General features: G+C 68.4%; 19 protein-coding genes and 1 pseudogene. 9 read left to right on the plus strand and 11 right to left on the minus strand.

The window, feature by feature from the left end; all coding sequences use genetic code 11:
• The first annotated feature begins 107 nt into the window (after window positions 1-107).
• Window positions 108-1,121 (plus strand): DUF2865 domain-containing protein, encoded by a 1,014-nt coding sequence (locus tag ASF27_RS12725; protein ID WP_056303762.1) that lies wholly within the window; start codon window positions 108-110, stop codon window positions 1,119-1,121.
• 886 nt (window positions 1,122-2,007) lie between these two features.
• Here the strand turns inward: ASF27_RS12725 and ASF27_RS23480 are convergent.
• Window positions 2,008-2,556, minus strand: coding sequence for a hypothetical protein (locus ASF27_RS23480; RefSeq protein ID WP_347379636.1), 549 nt, complete (start codon window positions 2,554-2,556; stop codon window positions 2,008-2,010).
• Here ASF27_RS23480 and ASF27_RS23485 point away from each other — a divergent pair.
• Window positions 2,524-3,348: an OmpA family protein gene (locus ASF27_RS23485; RefSeq protein ID WP_338011720.1), complete on the plus strand. Its 825-nt coding sequence runs from the start codon at window positions 2,524-2,526 to the stop codon at window positions 3,346-3,348. The two genes, ASF27_RS23480 and ASF27_RS23485, sit on opposite strands and share 33 nt — an antisense overlap.
• A 186-nt stretch (window positions 3,349-3,534) precedes the next feature.
• Window positions 3,535-4,749: an MFS transporter gene (locus ASF27_RS12735; protein ID WP_056360612.1), complete on the plus strand. Its 1,215-nt coding sequence runs from the start codon at window positions 3,535-3,537 to the stop codon at window positions 4,747-4,749.
• 40 nt (window positions 4,750-4,789) lie between these two features.
• Here the strand turns inward: ASF27_RS12735 and lpdA are convergent, their stop codons facing one another.
• From lpdA to gloB, 8 genes are all read right to left on the minus strand, one after another.
• Entirely contained in the window at window positions 4,790-6,190 is a 1,401-nt protein-coding gene (lpdA, locus tag ASF27_RS12740) for a dihydrolipoyl dehydrogenase (RefSeq protein WP_056176355.1), read from the minus strand.
• Between the two features lie 113 nt (window positions 6,191-6,303).
• Window positions 6,304-7,617: a 2-oxoglutarate dehydrogenase complex dihydrolipoyllysine-residue succinyltransferase gene (gene odhB / locus ASF27_RS12745; protein WP_056176352.1), complete on the minus strand. Its 1,314-nt coding sequence runs from the start codon at window positions 7,615-7,617 to the stop codon at window positions 6,304-6,306.
• A 78-nt stretch (window positions 7,618-7,695) separates the two neighbouring features.
• Window positions 7,696-10,668 (minus strand): 2-oxoglutarate dehydrogenase E1 component, encoded by a 2,973-nt coding sequence (locus ASF27_RS12750; protein WP_056266531.1) that lies wholly within the window; start codon window positions 10,666-10,668, stop codon window positions 7,696-7,698.
• A gap of 183 nt (window positions 10,669-10,851) precedes the next feature.
• Window positions 10,852-11,736 carry a succinate--CoA ligase subunit alpha gene (gene sucD, locus ASF27_RS12755; protein WP_056176345.1) on the minus strand — a complete coding sequence of 295 codons (885 nt, stop codon included), beginning with the start codon at window positions 11,734-11,736 and terminating at the stop codon, window positions 10,852-10,854.
• Between the two features lie 8 nt (window positions 11,737-11,744).
• Window positions 11,745-12,941, minus strand: coding sequence for an ADP-forming succinate--CoA ligase subunit beta (sucC, locus tag ASF27_RS12760; RefSeq protein ID WP_056360615.1), 1,197 nt, complete (start codon window positions 12,939-12,941; stop codon window positions 11,745-11,747).
• Window positions 12,942-13,044: 103 nt separating this feature from the next.
• Window positions 13,045-14,007, minus strand: coding sequence for a malate dehydrogenase (mdh, locus tag ASF27_RS12765; protein WP_056360618.1), 963 nt, complete (start codon window positions 14,005-14,007; stop codon window positions 13,045-13,047).
• A gap of 315 nt (window positions 14,008-14,322) precedes the next feature.
• Window positions 14,323-14,928, minus strand: a complete 606-nt coding sequence (locus ASF27_RS12770) for a TetR family transcriptional regulator (protein WP_244472908.1) — start codon at window positions 14,926-14,928, stop codon at window positions 14,323-14,325.
• Window positions 14,929-15,200: 272 nt separating this feature from the next.
• A complete protein-coding gene (gene gloB / locus ASF27_RS12775) occupies window positions 15,201-15,980 on the minus strand; it encodes a hydroxyacylglutathione hydrolase (RefSeq protein ID WP_056360620.1) in 780 nt (259 codons plus the stop codon).
• Window positions 15,981-16,205: 225 nt separating this feature from the next.
• On the opposite strand from gloB, the gene ASF27_RS12780 reads away from it, so the two are divergent.
• From ASF27_RS12780 to ASF27_RS12805, 6 genes and pseudogenes are all read left to right on the plus strand, one after another.
• Window positions 16,206-16,940: a methyltransferase domain-containing protein gene (locus ASF27_RS12780; RefSeq protein ID WP_056176335.1), complete on the plus strand. Its 735-nt coding sequence runs from the start codon at window positions 16,206-16,208 to the stop codon at window positions 16,938-16,940.
• A 3-nt stretch (window positions 16,941-16,943) separates the two neighbouring features.
• The gene (locus ASF27_RS12785; RefSeq protein ID WP_056176332.1) at window positions 16,944-17,627 is read left to right on the plus strand and encodes a MarC family protein; all 684 of its coding nucleotides are present in this window, start codon (window positions 16,944-16,946) and stop codon (window positions 17,625-17,627) included.
• Window positions 17,628-17,738: 111 nt separating this feature from the next.
• Window positions 17,739-18,536: a 4-hydroxy-tetrahydrodipicolinate reductase gene (gene dapB, locus ASF27_RS12790; RefSeq protein ID WP_056303750.1), complete on the plus strand. Its 798-nt coding sequence runs from the start codon at window positions 17,739-17,741 to the stop codon at window positions 18,534-18,536.
• Window positions 18,537-18,641: 105 nt separating this feature from the next.
• On the plus strand, window positions 18,642-19,280 hold the full coding sequence (locus ASF27_RS12795; RefSeq protein ID WP_056176327.1) for a 2,3-bisphosphoglycerate-dependent phosphoglycerate mutase: 639 nt from the start codon (window positions 18,642-18,644) through the stop codon (window positions 19,278-19,280).
• Window positions 19,280-19,963: pseudogene (locus tag ASF27_RS12800) on the plus strand (alpha-ketoglutarate-dependent dioxygenase AlkB). Before ASF27_RS12795 ends, ASF27_RS12800 begins: the two are co-directional and overlap by 1 nt.
• A gap of 104 nt (window positions 19,964-20,067) precedes the next feature.
• A complete protein-coding gene (locus tag ASF27_RS12805) occupies window positions 20,068-21,027 on the plus strand; it encodes a hypothetical protein (protein WP_056266544.1) in 960 nt (319 codons plus the stop codon).
• Window positions 21,028-21,106: 79 nt separating this feature from the next.
• Here ASF27_RS12805 and grpE read toward each other — a convergent pair whose 3' ends face one another.
• Together grpE and ASF27_RS12815 are read right to left on the minus strand one after the other, a co-directional pair.
• Window positions 21,107-21,691, minus strand: a complete 585-nt coding sequence (gene grpE, locus ASF27_RS12810; RefSeq protein WP_056176319.1) for a nucleotide exchange factor GrpE — start codon at window positions 21,689-21,691, stop codon at window positions 21,107-21,109.
• Between the two features lie 110 nt (window positions 21,692-21,801).
• Window positions 21,802-24,591, minus strand: coding sequence for a [protein-PII] uridylyltransferase (locus ASF27_RS12815; RefSeq protein WP_056176316.1), 2,790 nt, complete (start codon window positions 24,589-24,591; stop codon window positions 21,802-21,804).
• Window positions 24,592-24,824 lie beyond the last annotated feature (233 nt).

Below are 24,824 nucleotides of genomic sequence, written 5' to 3' on the forward strand. Positions count from 1 at the left end.
ATGTGGGAAGGCTGTCGCCCCCGCGCGAGGGCGAGTACAAAACTTCCGCTTCGCCGCCGCTCCGATTCCCGTCGGCGGCAAGGTTCCACTCCCGATCCTGTCAGGCCATGCCGCTGATCCTTCCGCAGATCCGCACGCTCGTCCGGGCGCTCGCCATGACCCTCGTCGCCCTCGGGACGGTGGGGACGGCGCAGGTGCAAGCCTCCGACGCCTGCCTGCGCTACCGTTCGGAGCTCGCCAACCTGAGCGACGGAGCGAACACGGCGCGCGCGCTCCAGAACGAGATCGGGCGGCTGAATGCCTATTATCGCACCTTGAATTGCGAGGGCGGCCGGTTCCTGTTCTTCGATTCGCGACCGCCGCAATGCGGAGCCGTGGAGCAGCGCATCCGCGCGCTCAATGCGGGTTACGGCGCCGAGAACGGTGAAGTCACGGCCGCGCGCCGCCGGCAGCTCACGGCGGCCGTGGCCTCCGCCTGCACGGATACGGCGAGCCGCGTGGCGCTCAATGCGTTGGATGGAACGCCGCGCGAGCAACGCGCCCGGGGCGGAGCCCAGGTTGTCTGCGTCCGCACCTGCGACGGCGCCTATTTCCCCATGGCCAACCTGCCCGACGGGCGCGAAGGCGCCGACGACCTGTGCCAGGCCCTATGCCCCGGCGCCGAGGCCGTGGCCTACTCGATGCCGCACGGCGACGACGCCCTGAAACACGCCGCGACGCTGCGGGGCGCGAAGGCCTACGTCTCGCTCGCCAACGCCTTCAAGTTCCGCACGACCTTCACCCCGAACTGCTCGTGCAAGCGCGAGGGCCAGAGCTGGGCGCAATCGCTCGTGAAGGCCGAGAGCATGCTGGTGCGGCACAAGGGCGACATCTTCGTCACACCCATGCAGGCCGAGGCCCTGTCGCGGCCCAAGGTTCGTCTGACCCTGGTCGGGCGGGCCGACAAGACGGCGGCGGGCTTGGCGGCCGACGCAGCCACCCGCACGGGCCTCGTGACCAACGAGACCGGTGCTCCCACGGAACCCGCGGCCCCAGTCGCCGGCGAGGAGCGCCAAGCCGTCCGGATCATCGCACCGAACCTGTTCCCGGGGCAGGGGCAGGGCCGCGTGACGACGCCCTGACGCAGGCTGCCGGTGGCCCTGGCGGGTTCGCGGTATCGTTCCGAACGGGAACCATCCTGGCCCCACTCTGTTCCGAAGGCCTCATCCACAGCCGTGAGTGCCTTCGATGCGGATCATCCGCCTGCTCCTTCTCACCGGTACGATCCTGCCGACTCTGGCGCTGTCCGGCCCTTCCTGGGCGGATCCGGCGGGGATGGGAAAGATGCAGGTCGCGCAAGGCGGACCCGACAGCGAGGGACAGCGTGGCGGCCCATCCCCGAGCCGGGAACGGTCCGAACCCCGTGGAGAGCGCCAAGACAGGCCGGAGCGGCCAGACCGTCAGGAGAGACCGGCGCCGCGCCAGGAGCGGCCCGAGCCGCGTCAGGAGAGGCCTGAGCGCTCTGCCCCGCGTGAGGACCAGACCCCGGCCGAGCGCCCGGCACCTCGACAGGAGCGGCCCGACCGCCAGGACAGGCCTGACCGGCAGGAGAGACCCGAAAGACAAGAGCGGCCCGACCCGCAGGAGCGGCCGGCCCGTCCGGAACGTCAGGAGCGGCCCGACCGGCAGGGGCGCCCCGATCGACAGGAAAGCCCTGAGCGACAGGACCGTCGTCCGGATCAACGCGGACCGACCGAGCGACCCACTTCGCCGGCACAACGCGATCGTACACCTGACCCGACACGGCCGTCGGAGCAGGCCCCGGTCCGGGGCGCGGAGCCAGAACGCCGGACACCCGGTGCCGAGCCAGTCCGTCCAGACGCGCCCGGACGACGTGGACAGGACACCGGTCCGGCCGAGCGGCAGCCGTCGCTGAATCCGGCCCAGCCGACCGCTCCGACGCAGCCCGCACGGCCTGGGCAGCCGGCCACACCACCCGCGGCTGCACCGGGGGCGCCTCAGCCGGTTTCACCTTCTCCGCAGGTCGCACCACAGGGCGCTCCCCAGACGGCGCCTCAAGTCGCGCCCAATGCCAGGCCGGGCGTTCCCGGACGTCCCTTCACGCCTCCCGGTGCGCCGGGTGCCGAGGGTCGAGACGAGCCGACCGGTACCGGGCGTTCGAACGAACGCGGGCAGGATACGGCGCCGGATCGGATTGCCCCCCGTGGCCCGCGCGGTCCGGATGCGGCCCGGGACCAGAGCAATCCCCGTGACCGTGGCGACCAGCCGGGGCTGCGCGACGACGGTTTGCGCGGAGGCGACCGCCGGAGCGGTGTCGATGATGATCGCCAGGATCGCGAGCGACGCGATGCGTTCGAGCGCGGCGGTCCGCGCCAGGGCTTCAACGCGCCGGGTCGCCCCGGCTACATTCCGGGTGGCTTCCGCGACGACGATGAGACTCGCGACTTCGACCGTGTCCGCCGCGACCGGCGTGAATTTCAGGAGGATGGCCGGACCTACATCCGCGAGCCCGGTCGCATCATCGTGCGCGATCGCGACCGCACCTTCATCCGCCACGATGAGAACGAGCGGTTCCGCGATCTGGGCCGCGGCGGCTACCGCAGCGAGCGCCGCGGCGGCGACACTGTCACCTATCTCGATCGACCGGACGGCGCACAGATCGTCACCATCGTCGACGACGACGGCCGTCTCGTGCGGCGCTCACGCCGGTTCCGTGATGGTCGAGAGGTCGTGATCATCGACAACAGCTTCAGCGGTCCGCGACGCCCGATCTACGAGGATGTCGTCGATCTGCCTCCGCCCGATATCCGCATTCCGCGCGAGCGCTACGTCGTGGATTACGAGGGAGCCGACGAGCGCAGTGTCTATGAAGCCCTCTCGGCCCCGCCGGTCGTGCCCCTGGACCGGCGCTATACCCTCGATCAGGTACGCTACAGTCCGCAGTTGCGGGCCCGTATGCGCAGCGTGGACATCGACACCATCACCTTCGAGACCGGCTCGTTCACCGTGACGCCGGATCAGGCGTCGCGCCTCGCGACCATCGCGGCGGCGATGAACCAGGCCATCCGGGCCAATCCGCAGGAAGTTTTCCTCGTGGAGGGCTACACCGACGCGGTGGGCTCCGATGTCGACAACCTGTCCTTGTCGGATCGGCGGGCGCAGTCGGTGGCGACGGTCCTGACTCAGAACTTCCAGGTTCCGCCCGAAAACCTCACGACCCAGGGCTACGGCGAACAGGCGCTCAAGGTGAACACACAGGGGCCGTCCCGCGAGAACCGCCGGGTCACCGTGCGGCGGATCACCCCGCTGATCCAGCAGCAGGCCGGCGGCGGCACGCCGCCGCGGTGACGATCCGACGGGCCGTGTCATCCCTGGCACGGCCCGTCTCTCCCCGACCTTCGCCTTCACGGAAGTGCGCGTGTACTGTTCCTCCCCCACATGCCGGGCATCGTCCGGCGCGGTCGTCTTCGGATAGCGTCGGCTCCGTTCGTCGCGCCGCAGCACCGCAGACCATCGCCTCCCATAGGAGCCGACATGGACGAGGCAACGCCTCGCTTGATCGAGGCCGGTACGCCGGCTTTCCGGCGCACCACCCTGGCGCTCGCGGCAGCAGGGTTCTCCACCTTCGCGGTGCTCTACGGCGTGCAACCGCTGCTGCCGGTCTTTGCCGATCAATTTCACGTCTCGCCGGCCGAGAGCAGCCTGGCCCTGTCGCTTCCCTGCGCCACCCTCGCCCTCGCGCTGCTCGTGGTGAGTCCCCTCTCCGAGGTGTGGGGACGCAAGCCCGTCATGGTCGCGTCCCTGTTTGCGTCGGCGATCCTCACCATCGTCGCGGTCATGGTGCCGAGTTGGCACGGCTTCCTCGCTCTCCGTGCCCTGACGGGGTTGGCCGCGAGCGGTCTGCCGGCCGTGGCCATGGCTTATTTGAGCGAAGAGATGCACGGACGCGCCATCGGCCTATCCATGGGCCTTCTCATCGGAGGCAATGCCCTCGGGGGAATGATCGGCCGGCTGGTCGCCGGCATCATCGCCGATCATGCGTCGTGGCGCTGGGGGCTCGGCACCATCGGCGTTTTGGCTCTGGTCGCGGCGATCGCGTTTCTCATGAGCCTGCCGGACTCGCGGCGTTTTCGAGCCAACCGGATGCGGTGGCGCGAAGTGCCCGGCACCTTCGGCCAGCATTTCCGCGATCCCGGCCTGCCATGGCTGTTCGCCGAGGCGTTCCTGCTCATGGGCGGATTCGTGAGCGTCTACAATTACATCGGCTTTCGGCTGCTCGACCCGCCGTTCGACCTGAGCCAGACCGCCATCGGGGCGATCTTCGTCGTCTACCTGTTCGGAACCTTCTCCTCGGCAGCGACCGGTGAGATCGCAAGCCGACTCGGCCGACGCAAGGTCCTCTGGCTCGCCATCCTGCTGGGCCTGGCCGGCATCGCCCTGACCCTTTCGGACCGCCTCTGGCTCATCATCTTGGGCATCGTCGTCGTCACGGTGAGCTTCTTCGGCGCCCATTCCGTCGCCAGCAGCTGGATCGGCCGCCGGGCCCTCCAGGACCGCGCCCAGGCTTCTTCGATCTACCTATGCCTCTACTACCTCGGCTCGTCGGTGCTCGGCACGGCAGGGGGCTGGTTCTTCGCGCATTCGGGCTGGGTCGGCGTGGTCGCGTTTTTCGCAGCCCTCTACGGACTGGCGCTCGTCATCGCGCTGCATCTGTCGCGCCTTCCGCCGTTGGTCCCGACGGAAACCTGAGCGAGGCGGGCTCGCGGGCAGCGAGACCGCCGCGTCGCTTTCAGATGTGGATCGCGCGCTTGGCGACTGCCAAGGCGGCCTCCTTGACGGCTTCCGTCAGGGTCGGATGGGCGTGACAGGTGCGAGCGACATCCTCGGCGGAGGCGCCGAATTCCATCGCCACAGCGACTTCTGCGATGAGATTGCCCGCATCCGCACCGACGATATGCACGCCGAGCACCCGGTCGGTGGTGGCGTCGGCCAGGATCTTCACGAAGCCGTCCGTGGTATGGTTCACCTTGGCGCGGCCGTTGGCGGTGAAGGGGAATTTCCCGGTGTTGTAGGCGATGCCGTCCTTCTTCAACTCTTCCTCGGTCTTTCCGACCGAAGCGACCTCCGGATAGGTGTAGACCACGTTCGGGATCACGCCGTAATTCACGTGGCCCGACTGGCCGGCCAGGAGCTCGGCCACGGCGACCCCTTCGTCCTCCGCCTTGTGGGCCAGCATCGGCCCGCTGATCACGTCGCCGATGGCATAGATGCCCGTGACGTTGGTGGCGTAGTGGCTGTCCGTCTGGATGCGGCCCTTGTTGTCGAGGCCGACCCCCACCGTCTCCAGGCCGAGGCCTTCGGTGTAGGGTACGCGGCCGATAGCCACGAGCACCACGTCGGCCTGAAGCGTTTCGGCCTCGCCGCCGGCGGCGGGCTCCACCGTGACGGTGGCGGCGCCATCCGCCACTTCGACGCCCGTGACCTTGGACGAGAGTTTGAACTGTACGCCCTGCTTGCCGAGGATGCGCTGGAACTGCTTGCCGACCTCGCCATCCATGCCCGGCAGGATACGGTCGAGATACTCGACCACCGTGACCTCGGAGCCGAGGCGGCGCCAGACCGAGCCGAGCTCGAGGCCGATGACGCCGGCCCCGATGATGAGAAGCTTGCCCGGCACCTTCTCCAGGGCAAGCGCGCCGGTGGAGGAGACGACGATGGTTTCGTCGATGGTGACCCCGGGGAGCTTGGTGACGTCCGAACCCGTCGCGATGACGACGTTCTTCGTCTCGAGAAGCTGGTTGCCGCCATCCTCGGACAACACCTCGACGCGGCCCGCACCCGCTAGGCGCGCGGTGCCCCGATACGCGTCGATGCCGTTCTTCTTCAGCAGGAACTCGACGCCCTTGGTGTTGCCGTCGACGCCGTCCTGCTTGAACGTCATCATCTTGGCGAGGTCGAGCTGCGGCGCGCTGACGATCACGCCCATGTCGGCGAAGTGCTTGCCCGCCTCCTCGAAGGCCTCCGAAGCATGGAGCAGGGCCTTCGATGGGATGCAGCCGACGTTGAGGCAGGTGCCGCCATGGGTTGCCCGCTTCTCCACCACGGCGGTCTTGAGGCCGAGCTGAGCCGCCCGAATGGCGCAGACATAGCCGCCGGGACCGGTGCCGATGACGACGAGATCGTAGGACATGGGATTCTGACTCGCTGAAGTGGGCGGCGGGTCATGCCCCACCATCGGATACGAAGCGCGCGGAAGCGTCCGGCCGCGTGGATCGCGGCCGGCGGACGGTTAGCTGCCGGGCCTTAGAGGTCGAGCACGAGGCGTGCCGGATCCTCAAGCGCCTCCTTGACGCGCACGAGGAAGGTCACGGCTTCCTTCCCGTCGACGATGCGGTGATCGTAGGACAGGGCGAGGTACATCATCGGCCGGGCTTCGATCTTCCCGTTCCGGACCACCGGTCGCTCTTCAATGCGATGCATGCCGAGGATGCCCGATTGTGGCGCGTTGAGGATCGGGGTCGACATCAGCGAGCCGTAGATGCCCCCGTTGGTGATGGTGAAGGTGCCGCCCTGCATCTCTTCGATGGAGAGCTTGCCGTCGCGGGCCTTCTTGCCGAAGCCGGAAATGGTCTTCTCGATGCCCGCGATGGAGAGGTCGTCGGCGTTGCGCACCACCGGCACGACGAGGCCCTTATCGGTGCCGACCGCGATGCCGATGTGGTAATAGTTCTTGTAGACGAGGTCCTGCCCGTCGATCTCGGCATTGACCGCCGGTACGTCTTTGAGCGCGCCGATCACCGCCTTGGTGAAGAAGCCCATGAAGCCGAGCTTGGTGCCGTGCTTCTTCTCGAAGATGTCCTTGTACTGGCTGCGCATGGCCATCACGGCGGACATGTCGACGTCGTTGAACGTCGTCAGCATCGCGGCCGTGTCCTGCGCGTCCTTGAGACGGCGGGCGATGGTCTGGCGCAGCTTGGTCATGCGCACGCGCTCTTCGCGGGCCGCATCGTCGGGCTTCGACGGGACGCGCGGGGCGGTGGGCTTGGCCTCCCGGGCGGGGGCCGCCGCCGGTGCTGACGGCCCCTTCGCCTTGGCCTCCAGCATATCACCCTTGGTCACGCGGCCATCCTTGCCCGAGCCGTTCAGGGTCGCGGGATCGATGCCGGATTCCCGGGCCATCTTGGAGACCGCCGGGCCGTTGTCGCCGGATTCGCGAGCCTGGGCCGGGGCACCGTCACCGTGATTGCCGTAACCGGCCGACGAACTCTCGGCCGGGGCCTCGGCGGGCTTCTGCTCGCCCTTGTCCTCGGCGGGCGCCTCGGAGCGGGTCTCGGCCTTCTGCTCGGTCTTCTTCGGAGCCGCTGCCTTGGCACCGCCGGTGGCCTCGACGATGGAGCCCAGCAGGGCGCCCGGCTCCACGGTCTCGCCGTCCTTGACCAGGATCTCGCCGAGTTCACCGGCCGCCGGTGCGTTGACTTCGAGGGTGACCTTGTCGGTCTCGAGTTCCACCAGGGGCTCGTCGGCGGCCACCGTATCGCCCGGCTTCTTGAACCAGCGGCCGATGGTGGCCTCGCTGACGGATTCGCCGAGCGTCGGGACGAGGATGTCGGTTGCCATGGTGTTTGTCCGTCCGGGTGGTGTCACGGCGCCGTTGGCGGGCGCTCTCAGATCAGGAAGGGCTGCGAGGGACCGGCGTCAGACCGCCAGCGCCTCGTTGAGGAAGGCTTGGAGCTGCGCCTGATGCTTCGAAAGCAGGCCCACCGCCGTGGAGGCCGAAGCAGGCCGACCGACGTAGCGCGCGCGCTTCACCGAGGACTGGGCCTGGCCGAGCACCCATTCGAGGTAGGGCTCGACGAAGGCCCAGGGGCCCATGTTCTTGGGCTCCTCCTGGCACCACACCACCTCGGCATTGCGGAACCGGGACATCTCGCCGGCCAACGCCTTGAGGGGGAACGGATAGAGTTGCTCGACCCGCAGGATGTAGACGTCGTTCAAGCCGCGCTTCTCGCGCTCGTCGTAGAGGTCGTAATAGACCTTGCCCGAGCACAGAACGACACGACGGATCTTGTCGTCCTTGACGAGCTTGGTGGCGTCGTCCTCGCGCTCGGCATCGTCCCACAGCACGCGGTGGAAGCTCGATCCCTCCGCCATCATGTCGATGCCGGACACGGCCCGCTTGTGACGCAGGAGCGATTTCGGCGTCATCAGGATCAGCGGCTTGCGGAACTCGCGATTGAGCTGGCGCCGCAGGATGTGGAAGTAGTTCGACGGCGTGGTGCAGTTGGCCACCTGCATGTTGTCCTCGGCGCACATCTGCAGGAAGCGTTCCAGACGCGCCGAGGAATGCTCCGGCCCCTGGCCCTCGTAGCCGTGCGGCAGCAGCAGGGTCAGGCCGGACATGCGCAGCCACTTGCGCTCGCCGCTCGAGATGAACTGGTCGATGACCACCTGCGCGCCGTTGGCGAAGTCGCCGAACTGCGCTTCCCACAGCACCAGGGCATTGGGCTCGGCCGCCGAGTAGCCGTACTCGAAGCCGAGCACCGCCTCTTCGGACAGCATCGAGTTGATCACTTCGAGGCTGGCCTGCCCCTCGCGGATGGAGTTGAGCGACGTGTAGCGTTGCTCGTTCTCCTGATCGATCACCACGGCGTGGCGCTGGGAGAAGGTGCCGCGCTCGACATCCTGGCCCGAGAGGCGGACCCGGTGCCCCTCCAGAAGCAGCGATCCGAAGGCGAGTGCCTCCGCGGTCGCCCAATCGATGCCTTGGCCGGTCTCCACCGCCTTGGCGCGGTTGTCGAAGAAACGCTGGATGGTGCGGTGGAGGTGGAAGCCGGGTGGCGGCGTGGTGATGCGCTGGGCGATCTCGCGCAGGATCTCCGTCGGCACACCGGTCTTGCCCCGGCGCGGATCGTCGACATCCTCACGCACGGCCTTGAAGCCGGACCAGCGTCCATCGAGCCAATCGGCCTTGTTGGCCTTGTAGTTGCTGGCGACTTCGAGCTCACCGTCGAGGATCGCGCGGAACTCCGCCTTGCGACCGTCGAGCTGCTCCTGGGACAGGACGCCCTCTGCGACGAGCTTCTTGCCGTAGGTCTCCAGCGCCGTCGGGTGCTTGCGGATGCGCTGGTACATCTTCGGCTGGGTGAAGGCCGGCTCGTCGCCCTCGTTGTGGCCGAAGCGCCGATAGCACAGCATGTCGATGACGACGGGCTTGCCGAACTTCTGCCGGTACTCGATGGCGATCTTGGCCGCGAACGTCACGGCTTCGGGGTCGTCGCCGTTGCAGTGGAAGATCGGGGCCTCGACCATCTTCGCGACATCCGACGGATAGGGCGAAGACCGCGAGAAGCGCGGATCGGTGGTGAAGCCGATCTGGTTGTTGATGATGAAGTGGATCGACCCACCCGTACGGTGCCCCTTCAGGCCCGACAGGCCCAGGCACTCGGCGACCACACCCTGTCCGGCGAAGGCGGCGTCGCCGTGGATGAGCAGCGGAACGACGCTGGTGCGGTGGACATGCGGGTTGGCGCGCTGGTCCTGCTTGGCGCGGACCTTCCCTAGCACCACCGGATCGACGATCTCGAGGTGGGACGGGTTGGCGGTGAGCGACAGGTGGACGTTGTTGCCGTCGAAGGCGCGGTCCGAGGATGCACCGAGATGGTACTTCACATCGCCTGAGCCCTCGACCTCGGCCGGATTGGCGGAGCCGCCCTTGAACTCGTTGAAGATCGCCCGGAAGGGCTTGGCCATCACGTTGGAGAGCACGTTGAGGCGGCCGCGATGGGCCATGCCCAGCACGATCTCGTGGGCGCCGAGCGCCCCGCCGCGCTTGATGATCTGCTCCAGCGCAGGGATCATGGCCTCGGAGCCGTCGAGGCCGAAGCGCTTGGTACCGGTGTACTTCAAGTCGAGGAACTTCTCGAAGCCTTCGGCCTCGATGAGCTTGTTGAGGATCGCGCGCTTGCCCTCGGGGGTGAAGGTGATCTCCTTGCCCTTGCCCTCGATGCGCTCCTGAATCCAGGCCTTCTCCTCCGGATTGGAGATGTGCATGAACTCGACGCCAAGCGTCTGGCAGTAGGTGCGCTCGAGGATCTCGACGATCTCGCGAACCGTCGAGAATTCGAGGCCGAGCACGTTGTCGAGGAAGATCGGACGGTCCCAGTCCTTCTCCTCGAAGCCGTAATGCTGCGGGTGCAGTTCCTCGTGGTCGCCGCGCGGGGCGAGACCGAGGGGGTCGAGCTTCGCATGCAGGTGGCCGCGCATGCGGTAGGCGCGGATCAGCATGATCGCGCGGACCGAATCCTTGGTCGCCTGCTCGACCGAGATGCCGGGAGCGGAGGCGACAACGACGCCCTTGACGGGCTCCTTGGCGGTGTCGCTCTTGGCGCGAATCTTATCGCCCATCGCCTTCTCGACGGTGGACCAGTTGCCGTCGAGGGCCGAGACGATCTCGCCGTTGGCGTGGACCGGCCAGTTCGGCTTTTGCCACGAGGCGCCGGCGGCATTCTTCTCGGCGGCGCCCTTGTCCTCGTTGAGGGAGCGGAAGAAGTCCTGCCACGCGGGATCCACCGAATTCGGATCGCGGGCATGAGCGGCCTGCAGTTCCTCGATGTAGGCGGCGTTACCGCCGTAGAGGAACGAGGTTTCGAGCGCGTCCTGGCGTGCCATCGTTCAGGTCATCCTACCGCTTGGCTCAAGGCCACCCCATCCGGGGCGACCGCCGCCCGATCCGGCGCCGGGCGCCGGGGATCGGATTTGGAAAGTCGGACGCAGGGTGAGCCGCGCCCGTCGGATCTCATATGGGTGCCCGAGCCTGAATGCGGCGCAACACAGGCCCGCGCACCGCAAGCGTCAGCCCTTGAGGACTTCGACGAGGGTGCTGCCAAGGCGGGCCGGCGAGGGCGAAACCCGGATGCCGGCCGCCTCCATGGCGGCGATCTTGTCCTCGGCGCCGCCCTTGCCACCCGAGATGATCGCGCCCGCATGGCCCATGCGGCGGCCCGGGGGCGCCGTGCGGCCGGCGATGAAGCCGACCATGGGCTTCCTACGGCCGCGCTTGGCCTCGTCGGCGATGAATTGCGCCGCTTCCTCCTCCGCCGAGCCGCCGATCTCGCCGATCATCACGATGGACTCGGTCCTGTCGTCGGCGAGGAACAGTTCGAGCATGGAGATGAACTCCGTGCCCTTCACCGGGTCGCCGCCGATGCCCACGGCCGTGGTCTGGCCCAGCCCCGCGTTGGTGGTCTGGAACACCGCCTCGTAAGTCAGCGTGCCCGAGCGGGAGACGATCCCCACCGAACCCGGCTTGAAGATGTTGGCCGGCATGATGCCGATCTTGCATTCGCCGGCGGTGACGATACCGGGGCAATTCGGGCCGACGAGGCGAGACTTCGAGCCTTCCAGGGCGCGCTTGACGCGGACCATGTCGAGCACGGGAATTCCTTCCGTGATGCAGACGATGAGCGGGATCTCGGCCTGGATCGCCTCGCAGATCGCGTCGGCCGCGCCAGGCGGCGGCACGTAGACGACCGAAGCGTCGGCGCCGGTGGCCTCGCGCGCCTCCGCCACCGTGTCGAAGACCGGCAGGTTGAGGTGCTTCGAGCCGCCCTTACCGGGGCTGGTGCCGCCGACCATCTTGGTGCCGTAGGCGATGGCCTGCTCGGAATGGAAGGTCCCGTTCTTGCCGGTGAAGCCCTGGCAGATGACCTTGGTGTTCGCGTCGATCAGGATGGACATGGGTACTCTCAGCCCTTCTTCACGGCGGCGACGATCTTCTGCGCGGCATCATCCAGGTCGTCGGCCGGGATCACGTTGAGGCCGGAATTCCGGATGATCTCCTTGCCCTTCTCGACGTTGGTGCCTTCCAGGCGCACCACCAGGGGCACTTCGAGGCCGACCGCCTTCACCGCCGCGATCACGCCGTTGGCGATCACGTCGCACTTCATGATCCCGCCGAAGATGTTGACGAGGATGCCCTTCACCTGCGGATCGGCGGTGATGATCTTGAACGCCGCCGTGACCTTTTCTTCACTCGCGCCGCCGCCGACATCGAGGAAGTTCGCCGGCTCCTCGCCGTAGAGCTTGATGATGTCGAGGGTCGCCATGGCGAGGCCGGCGCCGTTGACCATGCAGCCGATGGTGCCGTCGAGGGCGATGTAGGCGAGATCGTACTTGGAGGCTTCGATCTCCTTGGCGTCCTCCTCGGTCTCATCGCGCAGCGCAACGATGTCGGGGTGGCGGTAGAGGGCGTTCGAATCGAAGGAGATCTTGGCGTCGAGGCACTTGAGATGGCCGTCGCCGGTGAGCACCAGGGGGTTGATCTCCAGCATGCTCATGTCCTTGGCGGTGAACGCCTCGTAGAGCTTGGTGGTGAAGTCGCCCGCTTCCTTGGCCTGGGTCCCGGACAGGCCGAGCGTCTTGGCGACGAGGCGGCCGTGGTGGGGCATCACGCCGGTGGCCGGATCGACCGAGAAGGTGACGATCTTCTCCGGGGTGTCGTGCGCCACCGTCTCGATGTCCATGCCGCCCTCGGTGGAGACGACGAACGCGACCTTGCCGGTCTCGCGGTCCACCAGCATCGAGAGGTAGAATTCCGCCTCGATCTGGGCGCCCTCCTCGATGTAGAGGCGGTTGACCTGCTTGCCGGCCTCTCCGGTCTGGATCGTGACCAGGGTCTGGCCGAGCATCTCGCCCGCGAACTGCTTCACCTCGTCGAGGGACTTGGTGACGCGCACGCCACCCTTGGCGCCGGCGGGCGCGCCCTTGAACGAGCCTTTGCCGCGGCCGCCTGCGTGGATCTGCGATTTCACCACCCAGACCGGGCCGCCGAGTTCGCGTGCCGCCGCCTCGGCCTCTTCGGCCTTGAAGATCGGCACGCCGCGCGAGACGGGCAGGCCGAACTCCTTGAGAACCGCTTTGGCCTGGTATTCGTGGATGTTCATGCCAAACTCCTCCCTCGTCCCGGCCGGACCGGGCCTCCCGGTTTCCTTATAGCTCGGCTTGAGCGGGCCGATCGCACGACCCGCCGCCGAATCTTATGCGTTGTTAGGCGAGCGCCGGATTGATGCCCTTGCACGCCTCGATGAGGCCCTTCACGGCCCCGACCGACTTGTCGAACATCGCCTTCTCGTCGTCGTTGAACGTAACTTCGAGGATGCGCTCGACGCCGTTCGCGCCGATGACGATGGGGACGCCGACATACATGCCGTTGATGCCGTACTCGCCGTTGAGATAGGCGGCGCAGGGCAGGACACGGCGCTTGTCGCGCAGGTAGCTCTCGGCCATGGCGATGGCGGACGCGGCGGGCGCGTAGAAAGCCGAGCCGGTCTTCAGCAGGTTGACGATCTCGCCGCCGCCCTTGCGGGTGCGCTCGACCATGGCGTCGAGCTTCTCCTGGGTCGTCCAGCCGAGCTTGACCAGGTCGGTCAGCGGCACGCCGGCGACGGTGGAGTAGCGCACCAGCGGCACCATGTCGTCGCCATGCCCCCCGAGCACGAAGGCGGTGACGTCCTCGACGGAGACCTTGAATTCGGCGGCGAGGAAGTGGCGGAAGCGGGCGGAGTCGAGAACGCCGGCCATGCCCACGACCTTATGGGTCGGAAGGCCCGAGAACTTCTGGAGCGCCCACACCATGGCATCCAGGGGATTGGTGATGCAGATCACGAAGGCGTCGGGCGCGTGCTGCTTGATGCCGTTGCCGACGGCTTCCATCACCTTGAGATTGATGCCGATGAGGTCGTCGCGGCTCATGCCGGGCTTACGCGGTACGCCGGCGGTGACGATCACCACGTCGGCCCCGGCGATGCCGGCATAATCGCTGGCGCCCGAGTAGGCCGCATCGAAGCCGTCGACGGGGGCGGATTCGGCGATGTCGAGGGCCTTGCCCTGAGGCACGCCGTCGACGATGTCGAACAGGACGACGTCGCCGAGTTCCTTCAACCCGGCCAGATGCGCGAGGGTGCCACCGATCTGTCCGGCGCCGATGAGCGCGATCTTGCTGCGTGCCATGGGTAAAACGAGCCTCCGGTGATCGGGATAAGTGGGCGGTGTTCCGCTTGTGTGACGGGGTCCGACCTGCGGCGGCAGGATCGCACCGCCAAGCCTTCGTGTGGGTTCTGTGCGCTGCGGCGGTGTGTGGCGGAAAAGGCCCAGAGCTTCAACCGATGCTGGATCGGCATTGCAGGGTTCGGGCCACACGTTCCCGACAATGCAGTTCGGGAGCATCGGCGAAAACACAGATGTTCGAAGGCGTTAGGAGTTCGAAGTCCCGCACCGTGCGGGAAGATTCCTTCGGTGACAGGAAAAACGTTCTGTCACGGAGGCTCAGAGCGCACCCGTTCGAAGGACCCGCTGAATGGCGAGAATCACGGCGCCGAGACGCGCCTCGATCAGGTCGGCCGGCAGATCCGCATCGTGTTGGATCGCCAGGGGATGGGTGAAGCGGTAGCTCGCGTCGAAGATGTAGGCGATGGCCCGCTCCCGATCCCGTGCCACGAAGGCACCCGTGGCCATGCCTTCCTCCACCACCCGCTCGACGAGCCCGCGCAGACGGACTCGATGGCGCCGGGCGATGGGGCGCGCGCCGACAGCCGCATCGAGATGGACGGAGAACAGGTTCGGCTCATTGGCCAGGGTCAGGCGCTGGGCCGAGGCCAGTGCGGAGAGCAGCCGCTCGATCTTGTCGTCGGCGGGATCGGGCGCGTCGGCGATGCGGGCGAGTTCCGCCTCGACGTCGCGCAGCCAGCGGCCCGCGACGGCGTCGAGCAGCGCGTCCTTCGAGGGGAAGTAGCGGTAGACGTTGGCATGGGTCATCCCGGCCTCCGCCGCCACGGCCACCACCGTCACCCGCTTCGGACCGAGGCGGCGCAGGTGCTCGGTGGCGACAGCCAGGAGGCGCGCATCGACGGCGATCGGTGCCGTACGCGGCACGGAGCGACCGGCTCGGCTGGCCGAGGAGCGATCGGAGGATGGCTTCCGGGGCACGTCGTCGAGGAGGCCGTCCTCGAGAGCGTCACCTGCGGCAAGACCTTTCCCAAACACGAAGGGCGGGCCGGGAGGCTGCATCGTTCGGGAACACCGACCACGGTTCGAGAGGGAGCGGGGGCCCCTCACCAAATCGCCAGCGTCGCTCACCACGACGTGCACATTCGCGAGCCCCGATGTCTCGCAGGTGCGAGACACTGGCCAAGCCCTTTAACGGGTCAGAACTTATTCTTCCAGGCCCTCAATGCAGTAAAGACGTGTACGGGCTCGGTTCCGGGTGCAAGATCGACCGCATGGGCCAAGGCGGGCTCTCCTGCCCGCAGGAACGGGTTGGTCGCCCGCTCCTCTCCCAGGGTTGTGGGAATCAGGAAGCGGCCTTCGGCTTTGGCACGTTCGGCCTCCACCATCCGCGCCGTCAGCTTCGCGTTGTCGGGATCGGCGGCCCGCGCGAATCCGGCGTTGGACAGGACATAATCGTGCCCGCTGTAGACCTGCGTGTCATCGGGCAGGCGGGCGAAGCGAGCGAGCGAGCGCCACAGGACGCTGGGCTCCGCCTCCATCACCCGGCCGCAGCCCAGGGTGAACAGGGTATCGCCGGCGAACACCAGGCCGGCCGCCTCGAACCAGTACGTGACGTGGTCGGCGCAATGCCCGGGCGTCTCCCAGACCTCGGCCGACAGCGCCCCGACCCGCACCACATCGCCCTCGGATACGGCGACGTCCACCTCCGGCACGGCTGCGCCTGCCTTGGCCGGAGCCGTCACCCGGGCGCCCGTGCGCCGCTTCACCTCGGCGATCCCCTCGATGTGATCCGCGTGCCGGTGGGTCACGAGGATGTCGGTCAGGGTCCAGCCCGCCTCATCGAGGGCGGCGAGCACGGGGCCCGCTTCCGGCACGTCGATGGCTGCACAGGCGCCCGTCTCGGGGTCATGCAGGAGCACGCCGATGTTGTCGCTGCGGCACAGGAAGGTCCGGATGTCCGGTCGGGGAGCGGGCATGGCATTGTCCTCGGCTGAGGTGTCCGATGTCGGCGGGGAACCGGGCCGGGTGCGGTCCGGTTCCGGCCGGGATGCCCGGCCGGCCTTCGCGGATCGGGCTCGGCGCATTCAGCTTGGCGGATTGAGCTTGGCGGGGTTGCCGGAGTCGCCTCAGGACCCCATTGATGCGGGTGCGCGCTGCCGTTCCCTCAAATCAAGCACACCGGCCGCGCCGGACCCTCGCCCATGCGCCTCGACGTCACCGACCTGCGCGCCTTCTACGCCAGCCCCTTGGGCGGGGTGACGCACCGCATCGTCGCCCGCGCGATCCATGGCTTTCTCGGCTCGGTCTCGGGCCTGCGGGTGCTCGGGCTCGGCTACGCCACGCCCTATCTCGGGCCCGTCCACGTCATCGCCGAGCGGACGCTCGCCTTCATGCCGGCGACCCAAGGCGTGGTGAACTGGCCCGGCAGCGGGCGCTCGTGCTCGGCACTGGCCGACCCGACGATGATGCCCCTGCCCGAAGCCGCCGTCGACCGGGTGATCCTGGTTCACGCCCTCGAATCCGTCGAGAGTCCCACCGAGTTGCTCCAGGACGTCTGGCGGGTGCTGACGCCGGGGGGGCGGATGATCCTGGTGGTCCCCAACCGCCGCGGTGTCTGGGCCCGGCGCGACGCGACGCCCTTCGGCCACGGCCAACCCTACAGCCGCTCGCAGCTCGCGCGGCTGATGCGAACGACGCAGTTCTCCCCCGAAGGTTGGGCGGAGGCCCTGTACATGCCGCCGGTGCAGAGCCGCGTCTGGCTGCGCACGGCCGGGGCCTGGGAGCGCCTCGGCACTGGCCTGTCGCTGCCCTTTGCCGGCCTGCACGTGGTGGACGCGACCAAGCAGCTGTATCGACCCGTCGCCGTCCGGCGGGTCCGGCGGGCGACCCGCCTCGCCCCGGCCCGCGCCCTGGTGCCGGCCCCCTCCCCCGGTTGATCCATGCTGTCCATCTTCGCTCCCGAGGCGACGCTGCAGAGCTTCGTGCTGGCCCTGTCGAGCCTGTTCTCCATCGTGAACCCCATTGGGTCGGCGCTGATCTTCGCCCAGGTCACCGCACAGAACTCCCATGCCGACCGGGTGGAACTCTCGAAGCGCATCGGGTTCTACGCGGCGCTGATCATGCTCTCGGCGCTCTGGGCAGGCGCGCCGATCCTCAACTTCTTCGGAGTCTCCCTGGCAGCACTCCGCATTGCCGGCGGCCTCGTGGTGGCGGCTTCGGCCTGGACCCTGCTGACGGCTCCGGAGGCGCGCGAAGCCCGCAAGCACGCCGAGGCGAAGGGCAGCACGCCCGACAACCTCGCCGAACTCGCGTTCTTTCCCCTCACCCTGCCGTTCACCACCGGCCCCGGCACCATCGCGGTGGCCATCGCATTGGGTTCCAATCGTCCGGAGGCGGGGCCGGACCGCATCGGCTTCTATCTCGGCATGTCGCTCGCCGCCCTCGCCATCGCGGTGATCGTACGGTTCGTCTACGGCTCGGCCGACCGGGTGGTGACGCTGATCGGCCCCGTCGGCGCTCGGGTACTCGGGCGGCTCTTCGCCTTCCTGCTTCTCTGCGTGGGCACGCAGATCACCGTGAACGGCGTCACGGACGTGCTGGGGCCTCTGTTGCCGCCCCGCTGAGGCCGAGGCCGGCCCGCCCCGGCGGCCTTCGCCTTGGCAGGTCTGGGCGCCTTGGCAGGTCTGGCCCGAGGCTGTACCGCAGGGCTCCAATCGTTCGGGAAGGACACGGGGATGCGGCTCGTGGTGGTCGGCGCCGGTGGGCGCATGGGGCGGATGCTGATCCGCGCGGTGGCGGAAGCCGAGGACTGCACCCTCTCGGGGGCCATCGAACGCGAGGGTGCCCCTGTGCTCGGCCAGGATGCCGGGGTGCTCGCCGGTCTGGCGCCCCTCGGCGTCGCCGTCACCGACGATCCCCTGCCGGTCTTCGCCGCCGCCGAGGGTGTTCTCGACTTCACGACGCCCACCGCCACCACCTTTTTCGCCGAACTCGCCGCGCAGGCCCGAATCGTCCACGTGGTCGGCACCACCGGCATGGAGGAGGCGGATCTCGCCAAGCTCGCGGCGGCGGCCCACCATGCCCGCATCGTGAGGTCGGGCAACATGTCCCTCGGCGTCAACCTCCTCGCCGGCCTCGTGCGCAAGGTCGCCGCGGCCTTGGGCGAGGAATTCGACATCGAGATCGTCGAGATGCATCATCGCATGAAGGTCGACGCGCCCTCCGGCACCGCCCTGTTGCTGGGCGAGGCGGCGGCGGAGGGACGCGGGGTGGCGCTGGCCGACGCGCGTGTCTCGACCCGAGACGGGCATACGGGGGCCCGCCGGCCGGGCGACATCGGCTTCGCGACCCTGCGCGGCGGCACGGTCGTGGGCGACCACAGCGTCGTCTTCGCTGGCGCGGGCGAGCGCCTGACCCTGAGCCACCACGCCGAGGATCGGGCGATCTTCGCCCGCGGCGCAGTGCGTGCAGCGCAATGGGCCTTCGACCGGCCGCCGGGCCTCTATGGCATGGCCGACGTCCTCGGGCTCTGATAAGGCCCCGTCGTCATTGCGCGTTCAGCTTGCGGCGCGCACACACCGCCCGGCCCAGCCCGATGCTGCGCTGCAAGAGAATCAGATTCAGGGGATCGATCCGCGATGGAGCGCCTGCTTGTCCTCGCTCGCCACGGCCAGAGCGAATGGAACCTCAAGAAGCTGTTCACGGGCTGGCGCGATCCGGAGCTGACGGAGCTCGGCATCTCCGAAGCGCGCACGGCCGGGCGCTGGCTCGGGCAGCAGGGCCACCGGTTCGATGTCGCCTTCACCTCCAACCTGCGCCGCGCCCAGCGCACCTGCGCACTGATGCTGGAGGAGATGGGCCAGCCCGACGTGGAGACGATCCGCGCCGAGGCCCTCAACGAACGGGATTACGGCGACCTGTCGGGCCTGAACAAGGACGACGCCCGCGAGCGCTGGGGCGACGCCCAGGTGCACCAGTGGCGCCGCTCCTACGACATCCCGCCGCCCGGCGGCGAGAGCCTGAAGGACACCGCAGCCCGCGTGCTGCCGTACTACATCCAGACCATCCTACCCCGCGTCATGGCCGGTGAACGCGTTCTGGTGGCGGCCCACGGCAACTCCCTGCGCGCCCTCGTGATGGTGCTCGACGGCCTGACCACCAAGACCATCGCCAGCCTCGAGATCGCCACGGGCATTCCGCTGGTCTACCAGCTCAAGGCCGACACCACGGTGGAGAGCAAGTCGGTGCTGGAACGCGACATCGACCACGACGAGTGATGGGGCTGCCGGTGGAGCTCCGGCCCGTCGAACTCCTGCCGGGACTGATCCACTACCCCGGCTACTTCGACGGACCGGCGCGGAGCCGGCTGGCGGCGGACCTCGCCGCCCGCCTCGCGGACGCTCCCCCCTACCGGCCCCGGATGCCGCGCACCGGCCGGCCGTTCTCCGTGACCATGAGCAATTGCGGCGCCCTCGGCTGGGTCTCGGACTGATCCGGATACCGCTATCAGGCCCACCATCCCGAAACGGGCAAACCGTGGCCGGCGATCCCGGACCTCGCTTTGCGCGCCTGGGACGACCTGTCGGGTTACCCGGCCCTGCCCGAGGCGTGCCTCGTCAACCTCTACGACGCCGACGCGCGCATGGGCCTGCATCAGGACCGCGACGAGGCGGCCCTCGACGCGCCGGTCCTGTCCCTGTCGCTGGGTGCCTCCGCCCTGTTCCGCTACGGCGGCCCGAACCGGAGCGACCCGACGCGCTCGGTCCGCCTGCACGCGGGCGACGCCCTGATCATGGGCGGGGCCGCGCGTCTCATCCACCACGGCATCGACCGCATCCTGCCGCACGCGCCGGATCTCCTGGACTCCGCCGAACCCGGCCCGGGCTTCCTCCCTCAGGACGGGCGATGCAATCTCACCTTGCGCCGCGTGACGCGGCCCGGAGATGCGCCGACGGCTTGACACGGACAGGACTGGGGCCGACCCATCGGGATTGATCGGTCCGGTTTACGGACGACAGAATGCCCGGCGCGACGAGACCGGGCACCCCGCGGAGAAACAGCTCGATGCGTCTGCGTAGCCTCGCCCGTCCGGCCACGATCCTGGCCCTCCTCCTCGGCCTGACGCAGGCGGGCCTGGCAGCCGATCCGATCTTCCCCGCGAGTTCACGTTTCGGCTTCGAGCCACCGCCGGACATGGTGTCCTCGAAGCGGTTCTCCGGCTTCGAGCGGGTGGAGGGCGGTGCCACGGTTTCGGTGGTCGAGTTGCCGCCCAACGCCTTCGCGGAACTGGAACAGAGCTTCACCGACGCGAACCTGAAGCAGCAGGGCTTCATCGTGTCCAACCGCCAGGCGATCAAGGTCGCGGGCGACGTCGATGCGGTGCTGTTCACCGGCGAGCAGCCGGCGGCCGACCCGAGCACCGGACCGGCGATCAAGAAGTGGATGCTGCTCGTCGGCGATCCCACGGTGACGGGCATCATCATCGCCCAGACCACACCCGACGCCGAGACCGACGAGAGCATGGTGTCGATGCTCACGGGCGTCCGAATCCGCCCCGAACTCACCCTGGACCAGCAGGTCGCAGCCCTGCCGTTCCGGATCGGCGACCCGGCGGGATTTCGGCCCGTGCGGGTGCTCGCCGGTAATTCCGTGCTGATGACCCAGGGCCCCAAGGACCAGATGGCCGCCCTGGAACAGCCGATCCTGGTCCTCGCCCAGGCCGTGCAGCCCCCGCCCCAGGCCGAGCAGCGCGAGGCCTTCGCCCGCACGGCCCTGGCCTCCAACCAGACCATGAAGGACTTCATCGTCGAGCGGTCGCAGAGCTACCGTCAGAAGGGCGTCGATTGGCACGAGATCGTGGCGCGGGCCACGGATACGCCGTCCGGCATCCCCGTGGTGGTCTCGCAGACCATCCGCTTCGCCCCGGACGGGTATCTCCGGGCCGTCGGCGTGGTGCGGGCCGACCACCGCGAGGGCGTCCTCGCCCGCTTCCGCGAAGTCGTCGACAGCGTGCAGATCAAGTAGGCGTTCGAGGGTCGTAAAAAAGGCGACGGCGCCCTCGGCACCGTCGCCCTGTCGGTCGAGCCCCGTCGTGAGGCGCGTGTCAGGCCGCGTCGGCCGGGTTGGCGGCGACGGGCTTCGGACCGCCCTTGGCGACGCCGACCAGGGCCGGGCGCAGGGTGCGGTCGCCGATCACGTAGCCGGACTGCATCACCTGAACCACGGTGCCGCTCGGCACCTCGGCGTCGGGAACCTCGAACATGGCCTGATGGCGGTTCGGGTCGAAGCGCTGTCCCTTCGGATCGATGCTCTTCACGCCGTGACGCTCCAGGGTCTTGCCGAGGTCGCGCTCGGTCAGCTCGATCCCGTCGAGGAGCGCCTTGAACGCACCGGTGGCCCCGGTGCGCTCGGCCTCGGGCACGCTCTCCAGGGCACGCCGGATGTTGTCGGCGGCGTTGAGCATGTCGCGCGCGAAATTGGTGACGGCGTAGGTCCGTGCATCGGCGACCTCGCGCTCGGTCCGCCGGCGCAGATTCTCCATCTCGGCGAGCGTCCGAAGGACGCGGTCCTTGAACTCGTCGCGCTCGGCCACGAGGGTGGCCAGCGCCGCCGCCTCAGGGGCGCCCTCCGGCGTCGCTTCGGTCTGCGTGGTCTCGACCGTGGGGTCGTTCTCCATGTCGTTCGCCATCGTCACTTTTCGTCGGATCGGGGTTGCCGGGGATTGGCGCTGATATCAGGCGCGCGCGCCACGAAATCAACCGTGCAGCGTGCGGGGGATCCCGTTCCCGGGCCCAGGCCTTACGCTTCGCGCGGCGGCGGGGATTCGAGGAGGGCGTCGAGACCCTCGGCCCGCATGGCGGCGACGTCGCTGGCGAACACCTCCATCACGGCGGAGCGGATCGCCACCTGCCGATCGGGCTGGGTCACCCGCGTGCCGGTGAGGTCGGTGACGTAGAACACGTCCACGGCGCGCTCGCCGAAGGTCGCCACATGGGCCGAGGTGATGTTGAGGCTCAGCCGCCCCAGCGCCGCTGTCAGTTCGTAGAGCAGGCCCGGCCGATCGAGGCCGGTGATCTCGATGACCGTCTCGCGGCTCGACAGGGCATTGTCGATGGACATGTCCGGTGGCACCAGGAACGTCGGCGTACGCTTGTCCGGGGGATGCCGGTCGGCGACGAGGTCGGCGATGCGGATCTCGCCACGCAGCGCCCGCTCGATGGCCGTCGTGATGCGCTTGGCCCGGCGCAACTCGTCCTCGTCCCGCTCGAACGCCCGCGACAGCAGGATCGAATCGAGGGCGAAGCCGTCCGTGGTGGTGAAGATCTGTGCATCGACGATGTTGCCGCCCAGCGCCGCGCAGGCCCCGGTGACGATGGCCAGCAGCCGCGGATGGTCGGGCGAGTAGATCGTCAGCTCGGTGATGCCGCGCACGGGGTCGGTCTCGTCCGCGGTCGCGACGGTTCGGCCTTCCTCCATCAGGGTCTCGAGGAAACCCGCATGCTTGAACTGGCGCGTCGCATCGACCTTGAGCCAGTAGGCCTGGTTGTGGCGGCCCGCATAGGCATCGAAGGCCTCGGACCCCCAGTCGGCGAGCTGCTCGCGCAGACCCATCTGGATCATGCGGACCCGGTCCGTGCGGGCGATCTCGGAATGGCCGCCGGAAAGCACCACCTCGGTCTCGTCGTAGAGGGTACGCAGCAGGGTGCCCTTCCACGCGGTCCACACGCCCGGCCCCACGGCACGGATGTCGGCCACGGTCAGGATCATCAGGAGCTTCAGCCGCTCCAGGGTCTGCACGATCCCGGCGAACTTCTCGATGGTCTTCGGGTCCGAGAGGTCGCGGCTCTGGGCCGTCATGGACATGAGCAGGTGATGCTCCACCAGCCAAGCCACCGTCTCGGTCTCGGCGGGCTTCAACCCGAAGCGCGGCCCGAGCTTCTCGGCGATGGCCGCACCCGCAATGGAATGGTCCTCCGGGCGGCCCTTGGCGATGTCGTGCAGGAGGACGGCCACGAACAAGGCCCGCCGGTTGGAGATCGAGTCGATCAGGCGCGAGGCCAGCGGATGGTCCTCTTCCGTGCGGCCGGATTCGATGGCGGTGAGGACGCCGAGGGCGCGCAGCAGGTGCTCGTCCACGGTGAAGTGGTGGTACATGTTGAACTGCATCATCGCGACGATGCGGCCGAAATCCGGGATGAAGCGGCCGAGCACGCCGGCCTCGTTCATCAACCGCAGGATGGTCTCGGGCGAATTCTTCGAAGTCAGGATGTCGAGGAACAGCCGGTTGGCCTCCTCGTCGGCCCGCAGGGAATGGCCGATGAGGCGCAAGCTCCGGTTGGCCGCACGGGTCGCATCCGGGTGGATCGGCAGGTTGTGGCGGTCGGCGAGCCAGAACAGCCGGATCAGGTTCACCGGATCCTTCACGAAGGCATCGGCGTCGCGCAGGTTGATGCGGCCGTTGTCGTCCACGAAATCCTCCGCCTCGATGGCGGTGGCACGGAAGCGGTCGCGGAAACGTCCGATCCAGCGGTCGAGGACCGGCGTCCGCTTGGCGTGGCGCGCCTCGAGAGCGGCGCACACGATGGCGGTGAGGTCGCCCACATCCTTGGCGATCAGGAAATAGGCCTTCATGAAGCGCTCGACGCCGGACAGGCCGCCGCGTGGCTCGTAGCCGAAGCGCTCGGCGACCTTCGGCTGCAATCCGAACGACAGGCGTTCCTCCGAGCGGCCGGTGATGAAGTGCATGTGGCAGCGCACGCGCCACAGCAATTCCTCGCAGCGCTCGAACACCCGGTACTCCTCCGGGGTGAACAGGCCGGCGGGCACGAGCTCGCTCTGATCGCGAACCCGGTAGGTGTATTTCGCGATCCAGAACAGGGTGTTGAGGTCGCGTAGGCCGCCCTTGCCGTCCTTGACGTTGGGCTCGACGAGGTAGCGCGAGGCGCCCGCCTTGGTGACCCGCGCGTCGCGCTCGCGCAGCTTCGCCTCGACGAATTCGGGCGCCGTCCACATCACGAGTTCGGTATCGAACCGGGTCACGAGTTCCTCGTAGAGCCCCCGGGTGCCGAACAGGAACCGCGCCTCCAGCAACGAAGTGCGGATGGTCATGTCGGCGCGGCCCTCGCGCAGGCACTCCTCCACCGAGCGCGTGGCGTGGCCGACCTTCAATTTGAGGTCCCACAACACGTAGAGCATCGCCTCGACGACGCTCTCGGACCAGGCCGTCTGCTTGTAGGGCAGCAGGAACAGGAGATCGATGTCGGAGCCCGGCGCCATGGTACCCCGGCCGTAGCCGCCCGTGGCCACCACCGCGAGCTGCTCGCCCGTCGAGGGGTTGTCGTTCGGATAAAGCCGCCAGACCACGGCGTCGTGGATGGCGCGGATCACCGCGTCCGTGAGGTTGCTCAGGCGCTGGGCACAGGCGAGGCCGTCGCGCTCCTCGATGAGGCGGGCCTCGGCATCGGCGCGCCCGAGGTCCATCACGCGCCGCAATTCGGGCACGAGGACGGCCCGCAGCCGCGTCGCCTCCCGGGCGTCGCGGTCGAGCGTCTCGAGAACATCGGCGAGGGCGGCAACGGCGTCGAACATAGTCAATCCCGTTAGCACGTTGGCCGATCGGCGCCAGGGGCCTCGCGGAGGCCGGGCGTGGGGCGCGGGATCGCCCAGCATCGGGCGCGGGGCTGTTCCGAGCCGGAAACCGGGTCCCATCGTGCGAATGCGCGGCCAAACCGCGCCGATCGCCGCGTGCGGAGCCGCGCGTTCCCTCGATCTGGCCGCCATCGCACGAAGGCGTTAGGTTCGGGACCAACACCCATAAAATA

It is taken from the genome of Methylobacterium sp. Leaf102, from assembly GCF_001422425.1.
In the GTDB taxonomy this organism is placed as follows: Bacteria; Pseudomonadota; Alphaproteobacteria; order Rhizobiales; family Beijerinckiaceae; genus Methylobacterium.

Bases quoted from the DNA above. Each gene is read 5' to 3' on its own strand.
- dapB (WP_056303750.1), top strand. From the start codon at position 17,739: ATGCGGCTCGTGGTGGTCGGCGCCGGTGGGCGCATGGGGCGGATGCTG.
- lpdA (WP_056176355.1), bottom strand. From the start codon at position 6,190: ATGTCCTACGATCTCGTCGTCATCGGCACCGGTCCCGGCGGCTATGTC.
- ASF27_RS12785 (WP_056176332.1), top strand. From the start codon at position 16,944: ATGCTGTCCATCTTCGCTCCCGAGGCGACGCTGCAGAGCTTCGTGCTG.
- ASF27_RS12725 (WP_056303762.1), top strand. From the start codon at position 108: ATGCCGCTGATCCTTCCGCAGATCCGCACGCTCGTCCGGGCGCTCGCC.
- mdh (WP_056360618.1), bottom strand. From the start codon at position 14,007: ATGGCACGCAGCAAGATCGCGCTCATCGGCGCCGGACAGATCGGTGGC.
- ASF27_RS12780 (WP_056176335.1), top strand. From the start codon at position 16,206: ATGCGCCTCGACGTCACCGACCTGCGCGCCTTCTACGCCAGCCCCTTG.
- sucD (WP_056176345.1), bottom strand. From the start codon at position 11,736: ATGTCCATCCTGATCGACGCGAACACCAAGGTCATCTGCCAGGGCTTC.
- ASF27_RS12795 (WP_056176327.1), top strand. From the start codon at position 18,642: ATGGAGCGCCTGCTTGTCCTCGCTCGCCACGGCCAGAGCGAATGGAAC.
- ASF27_RS12750 (WP_056266531.1), bottom strand. From the start codon at position 10,668: ATGGCACGCCAGGACGCGCTCGAAACCTCGTTCCTCTACGGCGGTAAC.
- ASF27_RS12735 (WP_056360612.1), top strand. From the start codon at position 3,535: ATGGACGAGGCAACGCCTCGCTTGATCGAGGCCGGTACGCCGGCTTTC.
- gloB (WP_056360620.1), bottom strand. From the start codon at position 15,980: ATGCCCGCTCCCCGACCGGACATCCGGACCTTCCTGTGCCGCAGCGAC.
- grpE (WP_056176319.1), bottom strand. From the start codon at position 21,691: ATGGCGAACGACATGGAGAACGACCCCACGGTCGAGACCACGCAGACC.
- ASF27_RS12805 (WP_056266544.1), top strand. From the start codon at position 20,068: ATGCGTCTGCGTAGCCTCGCCCGTCCGGCCACGATCCTGGCCCTCCTC.
- sucC (WP_056360615.1), bottom strand. From the start codon at position 12,941: ATGAACATCCACGAATACCAGGCCAAAGCGGTTCTCAAGGAGTTCGGC.
- odhB (WP_056176352.1), bottom strand. From the start codon at position 7,617: ATGGCAACCGACATCCTCGTCCCGACGCTCGGCGAATCCGTCAGCGAG.
- ASF27_RS12815 (WP_056176316.1), bottom strand. From the start codon at position 24,591: ATGTTCGACGCCGTTGCCGCCCTCGCCGATGTTCTCGAGACGCTCGAC.